Below are 20,627 nucleotides of genomic sequence, written 5' to 3'. Positions count from 1 at the left end.
GATTCAGTTTGTTAACAGCCGCGCGCCAATCGTTCGGCTCTCAGCCCCAGCATATACATGGCGACCGTCGCACCGGCAATGGCGGTGATATCTGCATGATCATAGGCAGGCGCCACCTCCACCACATCGGAGCCTCTGATATCGAGGGGGCCAAGCTTGCGCAGCACCGAGAGGATCTTTGCCGAAGACGGGCCGCCGGCAACCGGTGTGCCAGTGCCGGGCGCAAAGGCGGGGTCGAGGCAATCGATATCGAAGGTGAGATAACAGGCGGCAGTGCCGACATGGTCGAGGATCGTTTTTGCGATCTCGGTCGTGCTCATGTCCTCCACCGTATCGCCCTTGAGAATGCGGATGCCAAAATCCTCCGGCGCCTGCGTGCGGATGCCGATCTGGATTGAGCGGCTGGCATCGATCACGCCTTCGCGCACGGCGCGTGCCACAAACGAGCCGTGGTCGATGCGTTGTCCGTCATCCTCCCAGGTGTCCTGGTGGGCGTCGAAATGCACCAGCGCCAGCGGCCCGTGTTTTGCCGCCTGCGCCTTCAGGAGCGGCCAGGTGACAAAATGATCGCCGCCGAGCCCAAGCAGGTAGGCACCCGAGGCAAGGATGTGCTCCGCCTCCTGCTGAATGCGGCCGGGCGTCGTCTGGTGATTGCCATAGTCGAGGAGAACATCGCCGTAATCAATCACCGCCATGTCCTGAAACAGATCACGCGCAAAGGGATACTGCGGGTCGTTGTCGAAGATGGCGGAGGCGCGCCTGATCGCCTGTGGCCCGAAGCGGGCGCCGGGCCGGTTGGAGGTGGCCGCATCGAAGGGAATGCCCAGCACCACCGCATCGACATCGGTCAAATCCTTGGAAAAACGCCGGCGCATGAAGGACAAGGCCCCGGCATAGGTCGGGTCCGTTGCGGCGCCCCGGTTGCCGGTGGCGGAAAAGGCGTGGTCGATGGTTTTGCTGGCCATACCGGTATCCTTCAAGGGCGCGTCACGATGGCCTGCTGCAAGGCGCAGGCAAACTGGTTGTAGCCGCGCCATCCGCATCCCGAAAGAGGGGCTTCGGCAATTGCCAGCCTATTCGAGAGGCAGAATTCAGGATTTATCCTGGTCCAGGGCGCCGCACTGTCCGTTGAACATGATTCTGCATCAGAAAAGTCCGAAAAACCTGCGCCGTCTGAAATATAGAAACGGCGTTGTAAAACAAAATGACACTCACTCTACTTTCGGAAATTCGAATGAAGCGCCGTGACACAAGAAAGGAAGCGGAAACTATCTATTAGAAAAAACAGATTTACATGGGCTGTAGTCGGAATAAACTCGATGTGTTGGCGGAGAGATTTTGGGGTCTGCTGATGTAATCCGGGGGAAATTCCATGTGTCTTGACTGTATGACGATGAGCCGTCGTCGCATGATGACGGTTGCAGGGGCGGCGGGCCTGGGGCTTGCGCTATTCGGTGGTCTTGGCCGGCCGGCTGTCGCGACCGAGGCGGCAAAGGGCTTGTCGCCGGACGAAGCACTGGAGCGGCTGAAGGCCGGCAACGCCAAGTTCGTCTCCGCTCCGCAACTGTGCGCGGCCGATATCGGTGCCACGCGCACGACGGTCGCCAAGGGCCAAAAACCCTGGGCAACGGTGCTGACCTGCGCCGACAGCCGGTTGTCTCCGGAACTTCTGTTCGGCGGCGTCAATCTGGGCGAACTTTTCGTTTGCCGCAATGCCGGCAATACCGCCGATACGGCGGTGATGGGCTCGATCGAATACGGCGTCGAACATCTCGGCTCGCCGCTGATCCTGGTGCTCGGCCATGAACGCTGCGGCGCTATTTCGGCGGCCTGCGAAGTGGCGGAAAAAGGCACGAAACTGCCGGGCTCCATCGGCCCGATGGTGGACGCCATGGTGCCGGCGGCCCGCGACCTTCTCGGCAAGCCGGGCGACTTTGTCGATAATGTCGTCAAGGAAAGTGCCCGCCGCACCGCGCAAAAGATTGCAACCGAAAGCCCGATCGTTGCCGAGTTCGTACACGAGGGCAAGGTGAAGGTCGTCTACGGCCGTTACGACCTCGACACCGGTACGGTCGAGTTTCTGGGCTGAAGGGGAAGAAAATTCAGGCAATAAAAAAGGCGGAGCCGAAACTCCGCCTTTTTCCGTGTCTGCAAGAGATCCGAGCGATTAACGCTTGGAGAACTGGAACGAACGACGGGCTTTCGCCTTGCCGTACTTCTTACGTTCGACAACGCGGCTGTCGCGGGTCAGGAAGCCACCCTTCTTCAGAACAGGGCGCAGGCCCGGCTCGAAGTAGGTGAGGGCCTTGGAAACACCGTGACGAACGGCACCGGCCTGGCCGGAAAGACCGCCACCGGCAACCGTTGCGATGATGTCGAACTGGCCGGTGCGGGCAGCGGCAACGAGCGGCTGCTGCAGGATCATCTGCAGAACCGGACGTGCGAAATATTCCGCAAATTCCTTGCCGTTGACGATGATCTTGCCGGAGCCCGGCTTGACCCATACGCGGGCAACGGCGTTCTTACGCTTGCCGGTTGCGTAGGAGCGGCCCTGTGCATCGACCTTGCGGACGTGAACCGGAGCCTGGGATTCGGTCGCCGAAGCGAGATCCTTCAGGGAGGAGAGATCGGCCATGATCAGGCGCTCCTTACGTTCTTGCTGTTCAGCGAGGCGACGTCAAGCGAGACGGGCTGCTGTGCTTCATGGGGATGGTTCGAGCCGGCGTAAACGCGCAGGTTCTTCATCTGGCGACGACCGAGCGGGCCGCGCGGGATCATGCGCTCGACAGCCTTTTCAACGACGCGTTCCGGAAAACGACCTTCGATGATGGCGCGCGCGGTGCGCTCCTTGATGCCACCCGGATAACCGGTGTGCCAGTAGTACTTCTTGTCGTTGTACTTGTTGCCGGTGAAAACCACCTTGTCGGCATTGATGACGATGACATTGTCGCCGTCGTCAACGTGGGGGGTGTAGGTGGCCTTGTGCTTGCCGCGCAGGCGGGTAGCAATGATGGTAGCGAGGCGTCCGACGACGAGACCTTCGGCGTCGATCAGCACCCACTTCTTCTCCACCTCAGCGGGCTTCTGAACGAAGGTAGACATATGTTGCTCTCTTCTCGATAATCCCGGGCGGAGCAAGCCCCAGCCCCAGGCGTTTCTTGTTGCTTGTTTGGAAAAGGCGTTTTCACGCCCAAGGCTGCGCATCCATAAGAGGATCCGCTTCCTGGCGCGGCTTATACGGATGGCGCCGGCAAGCGTCAAGAAGGACTATTGGCAGGGTCTGAAATATTCCTCATGTAATTCAATGGTTTAAGAGTGTGGTATCATGATACCACAAAATATCGCCACCCTGGACGGTCTTTCCCGTGCCGAAAACGCTTCAATCGAGGCCGAAACAGCCGGGCTCGAGGAAGTTATGGCAATCCTCCGGGTCCGGGCGGCGCTCGCAGTGCCGCACCGGGCAATTGCGCAAATCCTTCGTCGGCACGCTGGAGGCCTTGGCAAATTCGCCGGATGCGCAAAGGCGGCCGGAGGCAACGTAACGGTCATAGAGGGTAACGCCGGTGCGGCCGGGATAACGCAGGATGGCGGCCCCCTCGCGGGAAATCGCATCCTGCACGGCCGCGCAGGACATGCCCGTGGAATTGTAGCGCGAAATCGCCTGCGCCTGTGTCCCGGTGAGGAGGCTGACACCCAGCAAGGCGAGGGTCGCAGGGGCAAGAATCTTTCGCATTGTCTGTTCCCTTTTAAAGCTCCGGGAACGTAACTAGCGCACACTCCGTTGACGGCCAAGTGTTGCGCCGGGAGGAAATACGATGAACCATGATCAGTATGACGACGGTTATCTGGCCGACATCCTGAAGACTGTGAAGACGGTGGCCGTGGTCGGCGCGTCCATCAATTCCTCGCGGCCCAGCCACGGTGTCTCCGCTTTTCTGCTGGCGAAGGGCTACCGCGTCATCCCCGTCAATCCGGGGCAGGCGGGCAAGGTCATCCTCGGCCAGACCGTGATTGCGCATCTCGCCGACATTGCCGAACCGATCGACATGGTCGATGTCTTCAGGGCCTCGGCCCATGTCGGGGCTCTCGTCGACGAGGTGCTGGCACTGGACAAACTGCCGAAGGTTGTCTGGATGCAGCTTGGCGTGCGCGACGATGCGGCCGCGGCAAAGGCGGAGGCTGCCGGCATCCGGGTTGTGATGAACCGGTGCCCGGCGATGGAATATCCGCGGCTACGCAGCCATCTCTGAGAGCCGAAGGTTTTTCAATCTTCCAGCAGGTCCGGCTCGGCGCGCAGGCCGTTCATGGGGGCGGCATTGTTGCAATAACCGGCAAAGTGCGTGGCGGCCGTGCCCTCGCGAAGATCGTGCCGGCAGGTCTCTTTCGATGCGCAGAGCGCGCAACTGGCCTGCATGTCGCGGTAGACTGTCGGTTGCAGCAGGCGCACTTCCACCGGATCGATGTGCAGCGCATGCATCAGCGCCTCCATCTCGTCAGCGCCGTGTTCGCCCTTGCGGCTGATGGCGGCGAGCCGCTCCGGTGCCATGCCGAGATCCAGTGCCGTCTGCCGCTGAAGATCGCGGTCGAGCCTTTGAAATTCGTCATCGCTCGAAAAGCAGTTGCGGATATTGCCGTAAAGATGGGCGAGGCGGGCGGCAAATCCCGCAGATGTCTGTGTCGAGGCCGTCGTCAAGGCTTTCATGGCCGTTCTCCCTTCAGCTGGAAAACAGGATGAAAACGGATTGGCATCGCCGCATTGATCCGGATCAAGCTTTTGGGACGGGAACAGCGAAAGTCGAAGCTGTTTTTTCAACCGATGCCCGCTTGCCGCAAAATCCTTCTTTGCCAAGCCGCGACTTGGCTGTTCCAGAGGCTGTTGCCACCGCAGGGTGCGGGTTATAGTCCCGCCTGACCTGCCGGCCTTTGACCAATGGAGCAGGCATCAAGAATTTTCGGGAGGACAGACATGACCACGAAACATCCGGGCTTTTCCACACTCGCCATCCATGCGGGCGCCAAGCCCGATCCGGCAATCGGTGCCCGCGCCACGCCCATCTACCAGACGTCGTCCTTTGTCTTCAACGATGCCGATCATGCCGCCGCCCTGTTTGGCCTGAAGGAATTCGGCAATATCTACACCCGCATCATGAACCCGACGCAGGCGGTGCTGGAAGAGAAGGTGGCAGCGCTTGAAGGTGGAACGGCAGCGCTTGCCGTTGCGTCTGGCCACGCGGCGCAGATGCTGGTTTTCCACACGATCATGAAACCGGGCGCCAATTTCGTCGCCGCCAAGCGGCTTTACGGCGGCTCGATCAACCAGTTCGGCCATGCCTTCAAGAATTTTGGCTGGGAGGTTCGCTGGGCCGATCCGGCAGATCCGGCAGGTTTTGCCGCGCATGTGGATGAGAACACGCAAGCCATCTTCATCGAAAGCCTGGCCAATCCCGGCGGCACCTTTGTCGATATCGCAGCCATTGCCGAGGTGGCGCAGGCCCATGGCCTGCCGCTCATCGTCGACAACACGATGGCAAGCCCTTATCTGCTGCGCCCGCTCGAACATGGCGCCGATATTGTCATCCATTCGCTGACCAAGTTTTTAGGCGGCCACGGCAATTCCATGGGTGGCATTCTGGTTGACGGCGGCACGTTCGATTGGTCGGCGTCGGGGCGTTATCCCATGCTGTCGGAACCGCGTCCGGAATATGCCGGCCTCGTGCTGCACCAGACGTTTGGCAATTTCGCCTTTGCCATTGCCGCCCGCGTGCTCGGCCTTCGCGATCTCGGGCCGGCGATCTCGCCGTTCAACGCCTTCATGATTTTGACCGGCATCGAAACGCTGCCGCTTCGCATGCAGCGCCACTGCGACAATGCGGCAGCGGTGGCAGAATGGCTGAAGGGTCATGACAAGGTGTCCTGGGTCAATTACGCCGGTTTGGCCGACGATCCGAACCATGAGCTTCAGACCCGTTATTCACCAAAAGGCGCCGGTGCCGTGTTCACCTTCGGCCTGAAAGGCGGTTATGAGGCCGGCAAGAATTTTGTCGAAGGGCTGAAGCTCTTTTCGCATCTGGCCAATATCGGCGATACGCGCTCGCTGGTCATCCACCCGGCCTCCACCACGCACCGCCAGCTGACGGCCGAGCAGCAGGTGGCCGCCGGTGCCGGGCCGGATGTCGTGCGCCTCTCCGTCGGCATCGAAGATATCGCCGATATCATCGCCGACCTCGAGCAGTCGCTGGCCAAGGTCTGATCCGCCGGCGTGGGTCTTGCGGAACAACGGCACCTCGTATCGGGTTGGGCAGTCTCCACCCTTTGCCCAACCGACGCTTTAAAGCGCGCGATACGAGGAGATGTTCATGGCCCCGCAGACGGACACAAAAACGGCATTGAAGGCTGTTGCCCTCAATGCCACCCTGAAACGCAGCGGCGGCGACCCGTCTTCCACCGATCGCATGCTGGGCCTGATTGCCGAGGCGATGGCAAAAGAGGGCGTTCAGACCGAAACGATCCGTCTTGCCGACCACAATATCCTGCCGGGCGTTTCATCCGACGAGGGCGCCGGCGATGATTGGCCCGCGATCCGCCGTATGGTACTGAATGCCGATATCCTTGTGCTCGGCTCGCCGATCTGGATGGGGCAGCCGTCCAGCGTGGTGAAGCGCGCGCTGGAGCGGATGGATGCCTTCCTGTCGGAAACCGATGATGCCGGCCGTATGGTGTCCTACGGGCGCGTGGCAGCGGTTGCCGTGGTCGGCAATGAAGACGGCGCCCATCACGTGTCTGCGGAGCTTTACCAGGCGCTGAGCGATGTCGGTTTTACCATTCCCGCCAACGCAGTTGCCTATTGGGTCGGGGAAGCGATGGGCAGCACCAATTTCGTCGATCTGGAGGAGGTGCCGGACGTCGTGGTGACGGCGGTAGACATGCTGGCGCGCAATACGGTGCATCTCGCCGCACTCTTGAAAGACAACCAGTATCCCGGAGAAAAATAATCTTGGCTGCAAAGCCTCCGCTGAGGCACAAGAGCGGGCAGGGGCGTTTTGAGACGCCCGGCCCTTCACCGACAAGCGCCGTGATTTGCCCGGCCGACATGAGGAGACTGCGATGTTCCACGCGCTTGCTTTCGATCTTTCGGCCATCGAACCGGAAGACGGCGCCCCCGCACCCGACCGGGTCATCTCCGGCACCCCGAAATTTCGCACCTGGAGCGTCGAGGAGGCCGAGGGCGGCATCTATGCGGGCGTCTGGGAAGCAACGCTCGGCAAGTGGCGTATCGCCTATGACGAATGGGAATATTTTTCCATTCTCGAAGGTTATTCCATCGTGACGGAAGAGGACGGCACGCAACATCACCTGAAAGCCGGTGACCGCATGATCCTCAGGCCCGGCTTCACGGGAAGCTGGGAAGTCCTTGAAACGACTCGCAAGGATTACGTCATCCGGCTTTAGCCCCAGGCCAGATCCAGCCGTTCCAGCCCGTGGAAATGATAGACGTCCTTCACCACCGGCGGACGCGCGATGCGAAGCCCGGCTAACCGCTTGAAGAGAAGCGGCAGTGCGATGTTGAGTTCGAGCCTTGCCAGCGGCGCGCCGATGCAAAAATGGATGCCGGCGCCGAAGGAGAGGTTGGCGCCCTCGTTTCGGTCCGGCTTGAAGGTGAGCGGATCGGAAAATTTCTTCGGATCGAGATTGGCCGCGGCAAGGATGAGGCTCACCTTGTCGCCGCGTTTCAGGCTGACGCCATCCACCTCGACATCCTCCAGAGCCCAGCGCTGAAAGATGTGGACGGGCGCGCAGATGCGCAGCGTTTCCTCCACAGTGCGCTCGGTCGCCTTGGCATCGGCAAACATCACGGCCGGATCGAGCCCGCTCTCCAGAATCACCCGCACGGAATTGCCGATCTGGTGAACGGTTGCCTCATGGCCGGCGTTCAAGAGCACGATAGTGGTAGAGACCAGCTCGTCGTCGGTTAAATACTGGCCCTTGTGTTCGGTGTGGATCATGTGGCTCAAGAGGTCGTCGCGCGGGTTTTCCCGCCGCTCGGCAATCACCGTCTTCACGTAGTCGGCAAATTCCTTTGCCGAGCGGTCGGCGGCCTCCTCGTCGGCGCGGGAACGCTTGAACATGTACATGCCGACATAGTCATGGCTCCACTTCAGAAGCTGCGGCCCCATCTCTTCGGGAATGCCGATCATGCGGGCAATCATGGTGACGGGAATGATGTCGGCAAAACGCGACAGCAGTTCCGTCTCGCCATCCGCCTCAAAACCGTCGATCAGCCGGTTGGCCAGAACCTCGATCTCGCCGCTCATCTTGTCCACATGGCGCGAGACGAAGGCGCGATTAACCAGCGTGCGCAGCCGCGTATGTTCGGGCGGCTCGATCTCCAGCAGCGAATGGCGCTCGGCCAGATCGAAATTTTGCGTGTGGGCGGAAGGCTCCGGCAGGCCCAGCTCTTCGCGGCTGGCGATATGCAGGATCTGCCGGCCAAAACGGCGATCGCGCAACAACGCATTGACGTGGTCGTAGCCGGTAAAGAACCACTGCCGCTGGTCTTCCCAGTAGAAGGTCGGACACTCCGCATGAAGTGTTGCGTAAATGGCGTTCGGCTGCGAAAAGAAGGCGGGGTTTCGCCCGTCAAGGCGCACCCGGCGCGCGGCTGCATCAAGCTTCAGGACATCCGGGGCGAAGGGCGCGGGGGAAGGGAAAATCTCGGTCATGCCACGCGGTCTACTGCAAAATCCCGGAAACCGGAATTGGGCCTTTTGGAAAAAATCGCCGCCTATGCGTCAGGCTGACAGCGTCTGGGGCGGGAAGGCCGTCACGGTCTGGCCCGTATCGACAAACGTGTCCTGCACCTGGCGCGTGTCCGTTGCCCCGATCACCGTGATGGTCATCCCGTCGTCCAGTACCGTGGCATTGCGGCCGGCACTTTTTGCGGCATAAAGCGCCCGATCCGCCACCGACAGCATATGGTCTATGCCGGCCGACATCACAGGTGCAAGCATGATGCCGGCGCTGACCGTTGCCGTGACCACAGGCTCGATGCCGCCTGTCTCGATGGCCTGGCGCATCAGCGCAAGTCGCACCGATTCGGTGATCTGCACGGCCTCCTCGGCGCTAGCCACGTGCAGGAGGCCGGCAAACTCCTCGCCACCGATACGCCCGAATGTGCCGCGGGTGCCGATGCACTGCTGGGCTGCCCGGCAGAAGGTCACCAGAACCGCATCACCACAGGTATGGCCGAAGCGGTCGTTGATGTCTTTGAAATGGTCGAGATCGAAGACGGCGAGCGCCAGCATCAGCTTGCCCGCCGGAGGGTGGCTGCGCATGGTCTCGAACTGTTCCAGAAAGCCGCGCCGGTTGAGGACGCCCGTCAGCGGATCGGAGATGACAAGCTGTCGCAACCTTTCCTCGCCGCGCACCATCAGCAGCCGCGCCCCGAGGAGGATTCCCGAAACAAGACAAAATATGCCGATCACCGTATAGAGCGTCAGGTTCGGCAACTCGCTGAAATTCTGCGGCCGCACGATGGGGCTGGACAGCGCGGTCAGGGACATGGTCGTCGCTTGGAGCGCGCAGACGCCGGCAAAAACGCGGCGCGGGCCGCGCGGCTGTGGTGCGCCCCGCAGCATCAGGTATGCGAGCATGATATAACATAGAGCACCACACATCTGGAAAACCAGCACGCGCGTCCAGAATTGTGCGTTGAACAGAGGCCATTGCATGGCAGAAAGCCAGATGATGACAGGCGCCAGAAGCAAGGCGTGCAGTTTTTTACCATCATAAAGACGCATGCCAGCGCACCAGCAGATAATGCCGAGCAGCATAAGCTGGTTTCCCACCATGATCGACAGTATGTCCGGCACCAGTCCGCGGGCGCCGACAAGTGCGATGCCAATACCATGCGCCGCAAACCCAAGAGCCCAGGCGAGAACCACTTTCTGTGCACGGTCATGGAGCCACATCGCAATCAGCAATACTGAAAGCGTGAGGGATTCCACTGCCCAGAGTAGCATTGCCGTTTTGATATCCAAGTAAAACCCCTGCGCGAACTTCTCCTTGGGTAACATAATCGGCTATCAATTAAGAAGCCCTTGTATCAAAAAAGGTCGGGTCGGGGCATTTTCGAATTGTTAGCTTCGTCGGGGAGGGATTAAGGATATCCGCTAGCGCGTCTTGAAGTGCGGCCCTTGCACACTCTATGTAGGGAGTTGAGCAAGTGTAGACGATTCCTGGCGCGGCAACGCCGTCGGGCGCCCGATGAAACAAAGGAACAACATGAGAAATCCCGTTGATACCGCCATGGCTCTGGTGCCGATGGTCGTGGAGCAGACCAATCGCGGCGAGCGCTCCTATGACATCTATTCGCGCCTCCTGAAGGAGCGGATCATTTTCCTGACGGGGCCTGTGGAAGATCACATGGCTTCGCTGGTCTGCGCGCAGCTTCTGTTTCTCGAATCGGAAAACCCGAAGAAGGAAATCGCGCTTTACATCAATTCGCCGGGCGGCGTTGTGACGGCCGGCATGTCGATCTACGACACCATGCAGTTCATCCGTCCGGCCGTGTCGACGCTGTGCATCGGCCAGGCTGCGTCCATGGGCTCGCTGCTCCTGGCAGCCGGCGAAAAGGGCATGCGTTTTGCCATGCCGAACTCGCGCATCATGGTTCACCAGCCGTCGGGCGGTTTCCAGGGCCAGGCCTCGGATATCGAACGCCACGCTCGTGACATATTGAAGATGAAAAAACGTCTGAACGACGTTTACGTGAAGCATACCGGCCGCACGTACGAGGAGATTGAAAAAACCCTCGATCGTGACCACTTCATGGACAGTGAGGAAGCTCTGAACTGGGGCGTGGTCGACAAGATCCTGACCTCCAGGCTTGAACTGGAAGGCGCTCCCGCCGCCTGAGGCGGGCATGCCGCGCGAAGCTTCACCCCGTTGTGACCGAAAACAGGGGTTTTATCTCGCGAGGAAAGCGCTAAGAGTTGATATTAATGCTGTGTTGAACTCTTATGACATAGCATCGGTCTGGAAGGGGTTCGTTGCCGCCGGGCCGGGGACATTCTGGTTCCCAACCGGCAGAGTACCCTCAAGAGCGAAGCAGGCAGGTCTTCCGGCGGAAGCCTGCCAGCCGGCGAAAGAAGTGTCCGCGCCCCGATGACGGGCGAGCGGTGTGCTGGAAGGGAAGTGATATGAGCAAAGTCAGCGGCAGCAACGGCGGCGACTCCAAGAATACGTTGTATTGTTCGTTCTGCGGCAAGAGCCAGCACGAAGTCCGCAAGCTGATTGCCGGACCGACTGTGTTCATCTGCGATGAATGCGTCGAATTGTGCATGGACATCATCCGCGAAGAGAACAAGACCTCCATGGTGAAGTCCCGCGACGGCGTTCCCACGCCGCAGGATATCATCAAGGTTCTCGATGAATATGTGATCGGCCAGCGACAGGCCAAGAAGATCCTGTCGGTTGCTGTCCACAACCATTACAAGCGCCTCGCCCACGCCTCCAAGAACGGCGACGTGGAACTGGCGAAGTCGAACATCATGCTCGTCGGCCCCACCGGCTGCGGCAAGACCTATCTTGCCCAGACGCTGGCCCGCATCATCGACGTTCCCTTCACCATGGCCGATGCGACCACGCTCACAGAAGCCGGTTATGTCGGCGAGGACGTGGAAAACATCATCCTGAAGCTCCTGCAGGCTGCCGACTACAATGTCGAGCGGGCGCAGCGCGGCATCGTCTATATCGACGAAGTCGACAAGATCTCGCGCAAGTCCGACAACCCGTCCATCACGCGTGACGTGTCGGGCGAGGGCGTGCAGCAGGCGCTTTTGAAGATCATGGAAGGCACGGTTGCCTCCGTTCCTCCGCAGGGTGGCCGCAAACATCCGCAGCAGGAATTCCTGCAGGTGGATACGACCAACATCCTGTTCATCTGCGGCGGCGCTTTTGCCGGCCTCGACAAGATCATCTCGGCACGCGGCGAAAAGACCTCGATCGGTTTTGGCGCCACGGTGAAGGCCGAGGATGATCGTCGCGTTGGCGAAGTGCTGCGCGAACTGGAGCCGGAAGATCTGGTCAAGTTCGGCCTCATCCCTGAATTCATCGGTCGTCTGCCGGTTCTGGCAACGCTGGAGGATCTCGATGAGGATGCGCTGATCCAGATCCTGTCCGAGCCGAAGAACGCGCTCGTCAAGCAGTACCAGCGCCTGTTCGAGATGGAAGACGTGGAACTGAACTTCCATGAGGACGCGCTGCGCGAAATCGCCAAGAAGGCGATCACCCGCAAGACCGGCGCACGCGGCCTGCGTTCGATCATGGAAAAGATCCTGCTCGACACCATGTTTGAACTGCCGACGCTCGAAGGCGTACGTGAAGTGGTGATTTCGGAAGAAGTGGTGCGCGGGACTGCCCGTCCGCTCTACATCTATGCCGACCGCCAGGACGAGAAGGCCAACGTTTCGGCCTGATGACGACGATTGCCGGGGAAGGGGATTAATCTCCTTTCCCGCTCCGCCTTGCTCTGGCCGATGCGGCAGGATCAGGTGGAAACGCGAGCCCCGGACCGGTGGCTCCTGTTCTTTTCCTGTAGCGCTGCAGATCCGGTCAATGGTCCGGACACCCGAGGCCCGCTCTTAAGACGGCACGACAGCCTACAGTTACGCGTAAGCATCCCGTTCTACAGTTGATTGCTTGGACGTCGTCGCGATTGTGCAGATGTTCAAGGCTTGAAAACTCCATTCGAAACCTCCACGTTTGGAGGGACAAGATGAGTCCAGATTTGTTTCTGGGCCAGATCCCGTAAAAGCGGGACGAGTGAAAGGAAATGACATGACGAATACAACGTCTGCGGCACCTGGCGGTGATACCTATCCGGTCCTGCCTTTGCGCGACATTGTGGTCTTCCCCCACATGATCGTACCTCTGTTCGTCGGACGCGAAAAATCCATTCGCGCGCTGGAAGAAGTCATGGGTTCCGACAAGCAGATCATGCTGGTCACCCAGATCAATGCCGGCGACGACGATCCGGCACCGTCCGCGATCCACACGGTTGGCACGGTTGCCAATGTTCTTCAGCTGCTGAAGCTGCCCGATGGCACGGTCAAGGTGCTGGTCGAAGGCCGCGCCCGTGCAAAGATCGGCAGCTATACCGACCGCGAGGAATTTTACGAAGCCCACGCCGACGTTCTCGCAGAACCCGAGGATGAAGCCGTCGAGGTGGAAGCCCTGTCGCGCTCCGTCGTCTCGGAATTCGAGAACTACGTGAAGCTCAACAAGAAGATTTCTCCTGAAGTCGTCGGCGCTGCCAGCCAGATCGAGGATTATTCGAAGCTTGCCGATACGGTGGCCTCGCACCTCTCCATCAAGATCACCGAAAAGCAGGAAATGCTGGAAACGGTGAGCGTCAAGCAGCGCCTTGAAAAGGCGCTCGGCTTCATGGAAGGCGAAATTTCCGTTCTGCAGGTGGAAAAGCGCATCCGCTCGCGCGTCAAGCGCCAGATGGAAAAGACCCAGCGCGAATATTACCTGAACGAGCAGATGAAGGCGATCCAGAAGGAGCTTGGCGACGGCGAGGACGGCCGCGACGAGATGGCCGAGCTGGAAGACCGCATCGCCAAGACCAAGCTTTCCAAGGAAGCCAAGGAAAAGGCCGATGCCGAGCTGAAGAAGCTGAAGCAGATGAGCCCGATGTCGGCGGAAGCCACTGTCGTGCGCAACTATCTCGATTGGCTGCTGACCATTCCGTGGTCGAAGAAGTCGAAGATCAAGACCGACCTCAACAGCGCCGAAAAGGTCCTCGAACTGGATCATTTCGGTCTCGACAAGGTCAAGGAACGCATCGTCGAATATCTGGCCGTGCAGGCCCGCGCCACCAAGATCAAGGGCCCGATCCTGTGCCTCGTTGGCCCTCCGGGCGTCGGCAAGACCTCGCTTGCCCAGTCGATTGCGAAAGCAACCGGCCGCGAATATGTGCGCGTGGCGCTCGGCGGCGTGCGGGACGAAGCCGAAATCCGCGGCCATCGCCGCACCTATATCGGCTCGATGCCCGGCAAGGTCATCCAGTCGATGAAGAAGGCGAAGAAATCCAACCCGCTCTTCCTGCTCGATGAAATCGACAAGATGGGCCAGGATTTCCGTGGCGATCCGTCGTCTGCACTGCTCGAAGTGCTCGATCCGGCGCAGAACTCCACCTTCATGGACCATTACCTGGAAGTGGAATACGACCTGTCCGATGTGATGTTCATCACCACGGCCAACACGCTCAACATTCCGGCGCCCCTGATGGACCGCATGGAAATCATCCGGATCGCCGGTTACACGGAAGACGAAAAGCGCGAAATCGCCAAGCGTCACCTGCTGCCGAAGGCGATCAAGGAACACGCCCTGAAGCCGGAAGAATTTTCGGTGACGGACGAGGCCTTGATGGTGATCATCCAGCAGTACACCCGCGAAGCCGGCGTGCGTAACTTCGAGCGTGAACTGATGAAGCTCGCCCGCAAGGCGGTGACCGAGATCATCAAGGGCAAGTCGACGTCGATCGAGGTGACTGCGACCAATATCAACGACTATCTGGGCGTTCCGCGCTTCCGCCACGGCGAAGCCGAGGGCGAGGATCAGGTGGGTGTTGTCACGGGTCTTGCCTGGACGGAAGTTGGCGGCGAGCTTTTGACCATCGAAGGCGTGATGATGCCCGGCAAGGGCCGTATGACGGTGACCGGCAATCTGAAGGAAGTGATGAAGGAATCGATTTCGGCAGCGGCATCCTATGTCCGCTCGCGCGCTGTCGATTTCGGCATTGAGCCGCCACGCTTCGACAAGTCGGATATCCACGTTCACGTGCCGGAAGGGGCAACCCCGAAGGATGGACCGTCGGCCGGCGTTGCCATGGCAACCGCCATCGTGTCGATCATGACCGGCATTCCTGTTCGCAAGGATGTCGCGATGACCGGCGAGATCACGCTGCGCGGCCGCGTGCTGCCCATCGGTGGCCTGAAGGAAAAGCTGCTGGCTGCCCTTCGCGGCAACATCAAGACGGTGCTGATCCCGGAAGAAAACGCCAAGGACCTGGCGGAGATTCCGGATAACGTGAAGAACAACATGGAAATCATCCCGGTCTCGCGCATGGGCGAAGTCATTCGTCACGCGCTGGTTCGCGAGCCGCAGCCCATCGAATGGGATGGCACGGTGGAAACGCCTGTCATCGCCACGGTGGACGGGGTGGACGAGACCGGGGCAGCTGTCGCCCACTGATGGCGCCAACCTGTGCAAAACCACTGCAGAACGAAAAAAAGGCCGGCAAAACGCCGGCCTTTTTTGTGCAAATTCGCTAAAGCCCCTTGTTTTTCAGGCGATCGCGGAGCTTTTGGGTTTGCGAAGGGGTCGGCGTTCCGTTGTCGCCCCGTCAGATCCATTGTGTGAAACCATTGAAAGGGGTGGAAACATGAACAAGAACGAGTTGGTGACTGCTGTTGCTGAAAAGGCCGGTCTTTCCAAGGCTGATGCAGCTTCTGCTGTTGACGCCGTGTTCGAGACGGTCCAGGGCGAACTGAAGAACGGTGGCGATATCCGCCTCGCCGGCTTCGGCAGCTTCTCCGTCTCCCGCCGTGAAGCTTCGAAGGGCCGTAACCCCTCGACCGGCGCCGAAGTCGATATTCCGGCCCGCAACGTTCCCAAGTTCTCGGCCGGCAAGGGCCTGAAGGACGCCGTCAACAGCTAAGCTGTCGACAGCGGTCGCCGGTGGCGTCTGCCCCGGCCGCCTCTTTGGCAAGGCCCGCCCGCGATCGTTCCGGTCGCACGGCCAGTTCCTCGCCAGGCATTGAAATACCTCTCGGCCCAGGATCGGTTCTTCCGTTCCTGGGCCGAAGTTTTTTATACGACGGCTGTTTCGAAAACGGACAAGATTTTGCGCCGGCCCGTCTGCCCGCAGGATAGGCAACCTTGCAATCTTCTGTTGCGGCGCTTAACCATGACAATGCCGGTTATACGGCAACGTTCTCGGGGCGGGGTGAAACTCCCCACCGGCGGTAGGAAGCATGATGCTTCAAGCCCGCGAGCGCCCGCACGGTGTCTTGTCGCCATGCGGGGTCAGCAGATCCGGTCAGATGCCGGAGCCGACGGTCACAGTCCGGATGAAAGAGAGCGGGGAAGGCCAGCCCATGCGGTTTGCGCTGGGCTGTGCCCGGCTGTTGCATCGGCATCTGCCGGTGTGGCGGCCGCAAGACGTGCGCGTCTGTCTCATGAAGAGGCGGCGCGCATGGCCTTGTCGTCCTCGCCGTCCCTGTTGGCGTTTTCCAGCAGGTTCGAAGAGGAATGGCATGAGCACGTCGAAATTTACCTCCCTTGTCCGCTCAAGGGCCTTTGCTGGCGCCGCCTTTATGGTCGCGGCAGGCATTGCCTTTGCCGCGTTGAACGTTGTCACGCAGTGGCTCTCCATGCGTCTTGCCGTGGCGCCGGCCTCCATCGCCTTCTGGCAATATGGCCTGGCACTCGTGCTGTCTCTGCCGCTGCTGCGGCGCCTTGGATTGTCGGCCATGCGCACGGCCTATCCCGGCCGCCATGCGGTGCGCGTGGTGCTGGCAGCGCTTGGTGTTCAGGCCTGGATCATGGGGCTTGCCACGGTGCCGATCTGGCAGGCGATTGCCCTTGTGATGACGTCGCCGTTTTTCGTCATCGTCGGTGCGCGGCTGTTTCTCGGCGAACAGGTGGGGCTGCATCGCTGGCTTGCCACGCTTGCCGGCTTCTGTGGCGCGATGATCATCCTGCAGCCGTGGTCGGACCAGTTTTCGCCGCAAGCGCTCCTGCCCATCCTCTCGGCGCTTTTATGGGGCGGGTCCTCGCTCATCATGAAGAACCTGACGCGCTATGAGAGTGCGGAAACCGTCACCGTCTGGCTGCTGGTGCTGCTGACGCCTATTAATGCGGGCCTGGCGCTGGCGGAAGGTTTTGTGGTGCCGACCGGCCCGGTTTTCTGGCTGCTGCTTCTGGCGGGCTTGCTGACGGCCTTTGGCCAGTATCTGCTCACCCTTGCCTATAATGCGGCGGATGCGGCCTATGTGCAGCCCTTTGACGATCTGAAGCTGCCGCTCAACGTGCTCGCCGGTTTTGTTGTCTTCGGTTATGCGCCCAGCGGCTCGCTGTGGATCGGCGCGCTGCTGATCCTGTCTGCCTCGCTGACGCTGATGCTGAAGGAGGCGCGCGGCGAGCGGGAAAGATCCAGGCCGGAATAAACCTGTCCGCTGAGCGCAGGTCGGCCTGACACCCTGTCGGGCATCGATAAGATGACCGATGCGGTTGCATATCGGCGGCGAATGCTTTTCTATCCGCCGCCACAGACTGGAGTGACCTCATGCATTACCTCATCACCGGAACCGCGGGCTTCATCGGCTTTCATCTTGCCCGCCGTCTTCTGGAGGAGGGGCACCACGTTACCGGCTTTGATGGGATGACTCCCTATTACAACCTGCACCTGAAGGAAGCCCGCCACGCGGCGCTCTCGCAGTTTCCCGCCTTTCGGCCGGTCATCGGCATGCTGGAGGACCAGCGCCTGCTGGAGAGCACGCTGGAAACCTCTGCGGATTTCGGGGCGCCGGAGGTGATCATCCATCTCGCGGCCCAGGCGGGCGTGCGCTACAGCCTTGAAAATCCCAAGGCCTATCTTGATTCGAACCTTGTCGGATCATGGAACGTGCTGGAACTGGCCAAGAATGCCGGCGTGCGCCACCTGATGCTCGCCTCCACCTCATCGGTCTACGGCGCCAATGAAAAGATCCCGTTTGGCGAAGGCGACAAGGCCGATGAGCCGCTGACCTTTTATGCCGCCAGCAAAAAGGCGATGGAGCTGATGGCGCACAGCTATTCCCATCTCTACAAGGTGCCGACGACCGCCTTCCGATTCTTCACCGTCTACGGCCCCTGGGGCCGGCCGGACATGGCGCTGTTCAAGTTCGTCAAGGCGATGCTGGAAGACAGCGAAATCGAGATTTACGGCGAAGGTCTGATGAGTCGCGATTTCACCTATATCGACGACCTCGTGTCCGGCATCATCGGGCTGTCGCATGTGGTGCCGTCAGAAGAAAATCGCGTCACGACATCAGGCATCGACGACACGCTCTCGCACCAGGCGCCGTTCCGCGTCGTCAATATCGGCGGCGGCCAGCCGATCGGCCTCATGGATTTTGTCGATACGATTGAAAAGGTGATGGGAAAACCCGCCGCCAAGAAAATGCTGCCCATGCAGCAGGGCGACGTGCCGCGCACCTACGCAAGTCCGGACCTTCTGGTGGCACTGACCGGTCAGAAGCCCGAGATCGGCCTGGAAGAGGGCGTGCGGGCCTTTGTCGAGTGGTATGTCGAACATCGAGCAGCTTTACAGCTGTAAAGCCGCCATTGCGTCATGGAGCGGTCGCCGGTGGCGGCTCTGCGGGTCGAATCGAATCAAAAATTTCAGGGAAAAAGAACGGCCACGTATCCTCGTGGCAGCAGCGTGACGTCAATCTGCCGCCCGACCCCGTTCTAAAGATAACGGCAGTCGCGTTCTGGCGCGCTTGTGCCAGAGGCGAGGCAGGGTGTCCAGAGGTGTGTGTTGGGGATGCTTGTCGTGCAGACCCCGACAGTCGCACCAGCCGCCCCCTCATCCGCCTGCCGGCACCTTCTCCCCGAGGGGAGAAGGGAAATTGCCGCACTGTTCACGATTCTCTTGCAAGGACTACAGGACTAATACCAACCGTCATTGATCAGAACCCTTGCGCCCATGTGCGTCTCCCAATCGACATGATCTTCCATGGGCGCTCTTGCAGGGTTCTCCAAGCGTAGCAGCAATGGTCGACGATATCCTCGTAGGTCTTGAAGATGCGGTTCGAGAGCCAGTTGTCCCTCATGAACTGCCAGATGTTTTCGACAGGGTTCAATTCAGGCGACTTGGGCGGTAGTGGCAGGATGGTGATGTTTTCAGGAACGATGAGATTGTTGGACATGTGCCATCCGGCCTGATCCATGATGAGGATGGCATGGCCATCGTCCGCGACGTTGCGGGATATCTCGATCAAATGCTGGTTCATGGCATGGGTGTCGCACCACGGCATGACGAGAGCGGCGGCCTTGCCAAGCTTGGGGCAGATGGCACCGAAGATATAGGCCGAACGGGTTCGCTGGTCGTGCGGCGCGGACGGCCTCGATCCCCGCCTGGCCCAGCGGCGGGTGATCTTGTTCTTCTGGCCTATCCGAGCTTCATCTTGGAACCAGATTTCGATCACTTTGCCCTTGGCGGGGCCGGCGGTGATTTCTGCCACAGCGGCGGGGAAGTTTTTTTAAATGCCTCGGTCGCCTCCGGATCCTGCGCATGATGTCTTGGGCGAGCCGAGAGCTTGCGATACCCCATGGCACGCACTTCGCGCCCCAGGGTCTCCTCGCTCACCGAGATGCGGAACTCTTCCCAAATCCATTGAGCCAGATCACACAGACGCCATCGGACGACGCCATCAAGATAAGGTGTCGGCCCGCGCTCGATGGCTTGCGCCAAGGCCGTTCGCTGTTCGTCGTTCAGAAGAGAAGGTTTTCCCGGAGCCTTGCCGTTGATCAGGCCGTCGGGACCGCGATCATTGAAACGCACCACCCAGTCGCGCACGATCTGAACTGTCACGCTGCCGAGGCGAGCGGCATCGGCCCGTGAACCACCGTCATAGATCGATGCGAGCGCCAGAAGCCGCCGCGCCTGATCGGCATCGCGCGTCTGCCGGGCCAGACGCCGTAGCATGGACCCGTCGAAATCCGACCGCAAAGAAAGCGCTGAACCCATCGCAAACCTCCTGTTTGCCACAGAGATTCAGATTCGTCGGCTTTTGGGAATCCCAAGAGTCAGTCTCAGCGACGATTGGTATAAATTGTCGGACAACTCCGACACATCCTGTGACACACGAAAGGCTTGAGATACCGAAGCGCCGGTTGATCCCCTCTCCCCTCGGGGAGAGGTCTGCCGAGCAAAGCGGAGGCAGGGTGAGGGGGCCGCACGCGCTTCCGCGCACGGACAAGCGGCGCCCAAGCAACGCGTAAAAACGCCAGCCACCGGAACAAAATTTCAAAAAAAGGAAAATGGTGGGCGATGACGGACTCGAACCGCCGACATCCTCGGTGTAAACGAGGCGCTCTACCAACTGAGCTAATCGCCCTGACGTCCCCGCGGTTTGTGTCCGCTGCGTCGGTGGCCGTGATCTATGCGGATCGCGGAAAAGACGCAAGAGTGTTTGTGAAGTTTTTTTGATTTTTTTTGCCGCGACCGGAAGAGAAGAAGCCAAAACCCTTTAGAATCCGGCTATTTGAGCAGACGGTGATGATCAACCGTCCACAGGAGTGGTTGGTGGTCGCGGTGGGAGGGCAGACAAATTTCGCCGCGTCACGGTTTTGTCTTGAAACCTGCTTGACACCCTTTGGAGAACCCCTTAGAGAGCCGCTCATCGACTGGTTACGCCGGTCGACGGGGAAGTTTCTTCCTCTCTCAGGAATAAGCGGGTGTAGCTCAGTTGGTTAGAGTGCCGGCCTGTCACGCCGGAGGTCGCGGGTTCGAGCCCCGTCACTCGCGCCATTCCTGATAAAAAAGAAACAGGCCTTCGGGCCGCCGAATGCCG

Annotated in this window: 19 protein-coding genes, 2 tRNA genes and 1 riboswitch; of the genes, 12 read left to right on the top strand and 9 right to left on the bottom strand. The window is 60.0% G+C overall.

Going from position 1 to position 20,627, the window contains the following annotated elements; translation table 11 throughout:
- Positions 1–11: 11 nt before the first annotated feature.
- Positions 12–965 carry an agmatinase gene (gene speB / locus AC4CWF_RS11710; RefSeq protein WP_491281834.1) on the bottom strand — a complete coding sequence of 318 codons (954 nt, stop codon included), beginning with the start codon at positions 963–965 and terminating at the stop codon, positions 12–14.
- Between the two features lie 443 nt (positions 966–1,408).
- On the opposite strand from speB, the gene AC4CWF_RS11705 reads away from it, so the two are divergent.
- The gene (locus tag AC4CWF_RS11705; protein WP_491281833.1) at positions 1,409–2,089 is read left to right on the top strand and encodes a carbonic anhydrase; all 681 of its coding nucleotides are present in this window, start codon (positions 1,409–1,411) and stop codon (positions 2,087–2,089) included.
- Between the two features lie 78 nt (positions 2,090–2,167).
- Here the strand turns inward: AC4CWF_RS11705 and rpsI are convergent, their stop codons facing one another.
- From rpsI to AC4CWF_RS11690, 3 genes are all read right to left on the bottom strand, one after another.
- Positions 2,168–2,635: a 30S ribosomal protein S9 gene (rpsI, locus tag AC4CWF_RS11700; protein ID WP_491281832.1), complete on the bottom strand. Its 468-nt coding sequence runs from the start codon at positions 2,633–2,635 to the stop codon at positions 2,168–2,170.
- Between the two features lie 2 nt (positions 2,636–2,637).
- Entirely contained in the window at positions 2,638–3,102 is a 465-nt protein-coding gene (gene rplM / locus AC4CWF_RS11695) for a 50S ribosomal protein L13 (RefSeq protein ID WP_491281831.1), read from the bottom strand.
- A 277-nt stretch (positions 3,103–3,379) separates the two neighbouring features.
- Positions 3,380–3,733 carry a hypothetical protein gene (locus tag AC4CWF_RS11690; protein WP_491281830.1) on the bottom strand — a complete coding sequence of 118 codons (354 nt, stop codon included), beginning with the start codon at positions 3,731–3,733 and terminating at the stop codon, positions 3,380–3,382.
- Between the two features lie 82 nt (positions 3,734–3,815).
- Between AC4CWF_RS11690 and AC4CWF_RS11685 the strand changes: the two genes are divergently transcribed.
- Positions 3,816–4,250, top strand: a complete 435-nt coding sequence (locus AC4CWF_RS11685; RefSeq protein ID WP_491281829.1) for a CoA-binding protein — start codon at positions 3,816–3,818, stop codon at positions 4,248–4,250.
- 14 nt (positions 4,251–4,264) lie between these two features.
- Here the strand turns inward: AC4CWF_RS11685 and AC4CWF_RS11680 are convergent, their stop codons facing one another.
- Positions 4,265–4,702: a DUF6455 family protein gene (locus AC4CWF_RS11680; RefSeq protein ID WP_491281828.1), complete on the bottom strand. Its 438-nt coding sequence runs from the start codon at positions 4,700–4,702 to the stop codon at positions 4,265–4,267.
- 264 nt (positions 4,703–4,966) lie between these two features.
- Here AC4CWF_RS11680 and AC4CWF_RS11675 point away from each other — a divergent pair, with 264 nt between their 5' ends.
- The 3 genes from AC4CWF_RS11675 (at position 4,967) to AC4CWF_RS11665 (ending at position 7,449) form a co-directional block, all read left to right on the top strand.
- On the top strand, positions 4,967–6,250 hold the full coding sequence (locus tag AC4CWF_RS11675) for an O-acetylhomoserine aminocarboxypropyltransferase (RefSeq protein ID WP_491281827.1): 1,284 nt from the start codon (positions 4,967–4,969) through the stop codon (positions 6,248–6,250).
- A 106-nt stretch (positions 6,251–6,356) separates the two neighbouring features.
- Positions 6,357–6,992 carry a flavodoxin family protein gene (locus tag AC4CWF_RS11670; protein WP_491281826.1) on the top strand — a complete coding sequence of 212 codons (636 nt, stop codon included), beginning with the start codon at positions 6,357–6,359 and terminating at the stop codon, positions 6,990–6,992.
- A gap of 112 nt (positions 6,993–7,104) precedes the next feature.
- Complete coding sequence (locus AC4CWF_RS11665; protein ID WP_491281825.1) at positions 7,105–7,449, top strand: cupin domain-containing protein; 345 nt, start codon at positions 7,105–7,107, stop codon at positions 7,447–7,449.
- Here the strand turns inward: AC4CWF_RS11665 and AC4CWF_RS11660 are convergent.
- A complete protein-coding gene (locus AC4CWF_RS11660) occupies positions 7,446–8,720 on the bottom strand; it encodes a cytochrome P450 (RefSeq protein ID WP_491281824.1) in 1,275 nt (424 codons plus the stop codon). The genes AC4CWF_RS11665 and AC4CWF_RS11660 overlap by 4 nt on opposite strands.
- Before the next feature lie 69 nt (positions 8,721–8,789).
- Positions 8,790–10,019, bottom strand: coding sequence for a GGDEF domain-containing protein (locus tag AC4CWF_RS11655; protein WP_491281823.1), 1,230 nt, complete (start codon positions 10,017–10,019; stop codon positions 8,790–8,792).
- A gap of 262 nt (positions 10,020–10,281) precedes the next feature.
- On the opposite strand from AC4CWF_RS11655, the gene clpP reads away from it, so the two are divergent.
- From clpP to AC4CWF_RS11625, 6 genes are all read left to right on the top strand, one after another.
- On the top strand, positions 10,282–10,914 hold the full coding sequence (gene clpP / locus AC4CWF_RS11650; protein ID WP_491281822.1) for an ATP-dependent Clp endopeptidase proteolytic subunit ClpP: 633 nt from the start codon (positions 10,282–10,284) through the stop codon (positions 10,912–10,914).
- Between the two features lie 284 nt (positions 10,915–11,198).
- Positions 11,199–12,476, top strand: a complete 1,278-nt coding sequence (clpX, locus tag AC4CWF_RS11645) for an ATP-dependent Clp protease ATP-binding subunit ClpX (protein ID WP_491281821.1) — start codon at positions 11,199–11,201, stop codon at positions 12,474–12,476.
- A gap of 361 nt (positions 12,477–12,837) precedes the next feature.
- Positions 12,838–15,258 carry an endopeptidase La gene (gene lon / locus AC4CWF_RS11640; protein WP_491281820.1) on the top strand — a complete coding sequence of 807 codons (2,421 nt, stop codon included), beginning with the start codon at positions 12,838–12,840 and terminating at the stop codon, positions 15,256–15,258.
- Positions 15,259–15,448: 190 nt separating this feature from the next.
- Positions 15,449–15,724, top strand: coding sequence for a DNA-binding protein HupB (gene hupB / locus AC4CWF_RS11635; protein ID WP_245365502.1), 276 nt, complete (start codon positions 15,449–15,451; stop codon positions 15,722–15,724).
- Positions 15,725–15,994: 270 nt separating this feature from the next.
- Positions 15,995–16,152: riboswitch (FMN riboswitch) on the top strand.
- A 170-nt stretch (positions 16,153–16,322) separates the two neighbouring features.
- The gene (locus AC4CWF_RS11630; protein WP_491281819.1) at positions 16,323–17,234 is read left to right on the top strand and encodes a DMT family transporter; all 912 of its coding nucleotides are present in this window, start codon (positions 16,323–16,325) and stop codon (positions 17,232–17,234) included.
- 119 nt (positions 17,235–17,353) lie between these two features.
- Positions 17,354–18,385, top strand: a complete 1,032-nt coding sequence (locus AC4CWF_RS11625) for an NAD-dependent epimerase/dehydratase family protein (RefSeq protein ID WP_491281818.1) — start codon at positions 17,354–17,356, stop codon at positions 18,383–18,385.
- 355 nt (positions 18,386–18,740) lie between these two features.
- On the opposite strand, the gene AC4CWF_RS11620 is transcribed toward AC4CWF_RS11625, so the two are convergent.
- A protein-coding gene (locus AC4CWF_RS11620; RefSeq protein WP_491281486.1) for an IS630 family transposase occupies positions 18,741–19,801 on the bottom strand; the annotation gives its coding sequence in 2 pieces (ribosomal slippage) (positions 18,741–19,309 and positions 19,309–19,801; 1,062 coding nt in all).
- Positions 19,802–20,095: 294 nt separating this feature from the next.
- Positions 20,096–20,171: transfer RNA gene (locus AC4CWF_RS11615), tRNA-Val, on the bottom strand.
- A gap of 336 nt (positions 20,172–20,507) precedes the next feature.
- On the opposite strand from AC4CWF_RS11615, the gene AC4CWF_RS11610 reads away from it, so the two are divergent.
- A tRNA-Asp gene (locus tag AC4CWF_RS11610) sits at positions 20,508–20,584 on the top strand.
- Positions 20,585–20,627 lie beyond the last annotated feature (43 nt).

The organism is Neorhizobium sp. PAMB6630, from assembly GCF_058242775.1.
The sequence above is the reverse complement of the archived record's forward strand: the minus strand, read 5'-3'. Positions and strand labels throughout refer to the sequence as shown.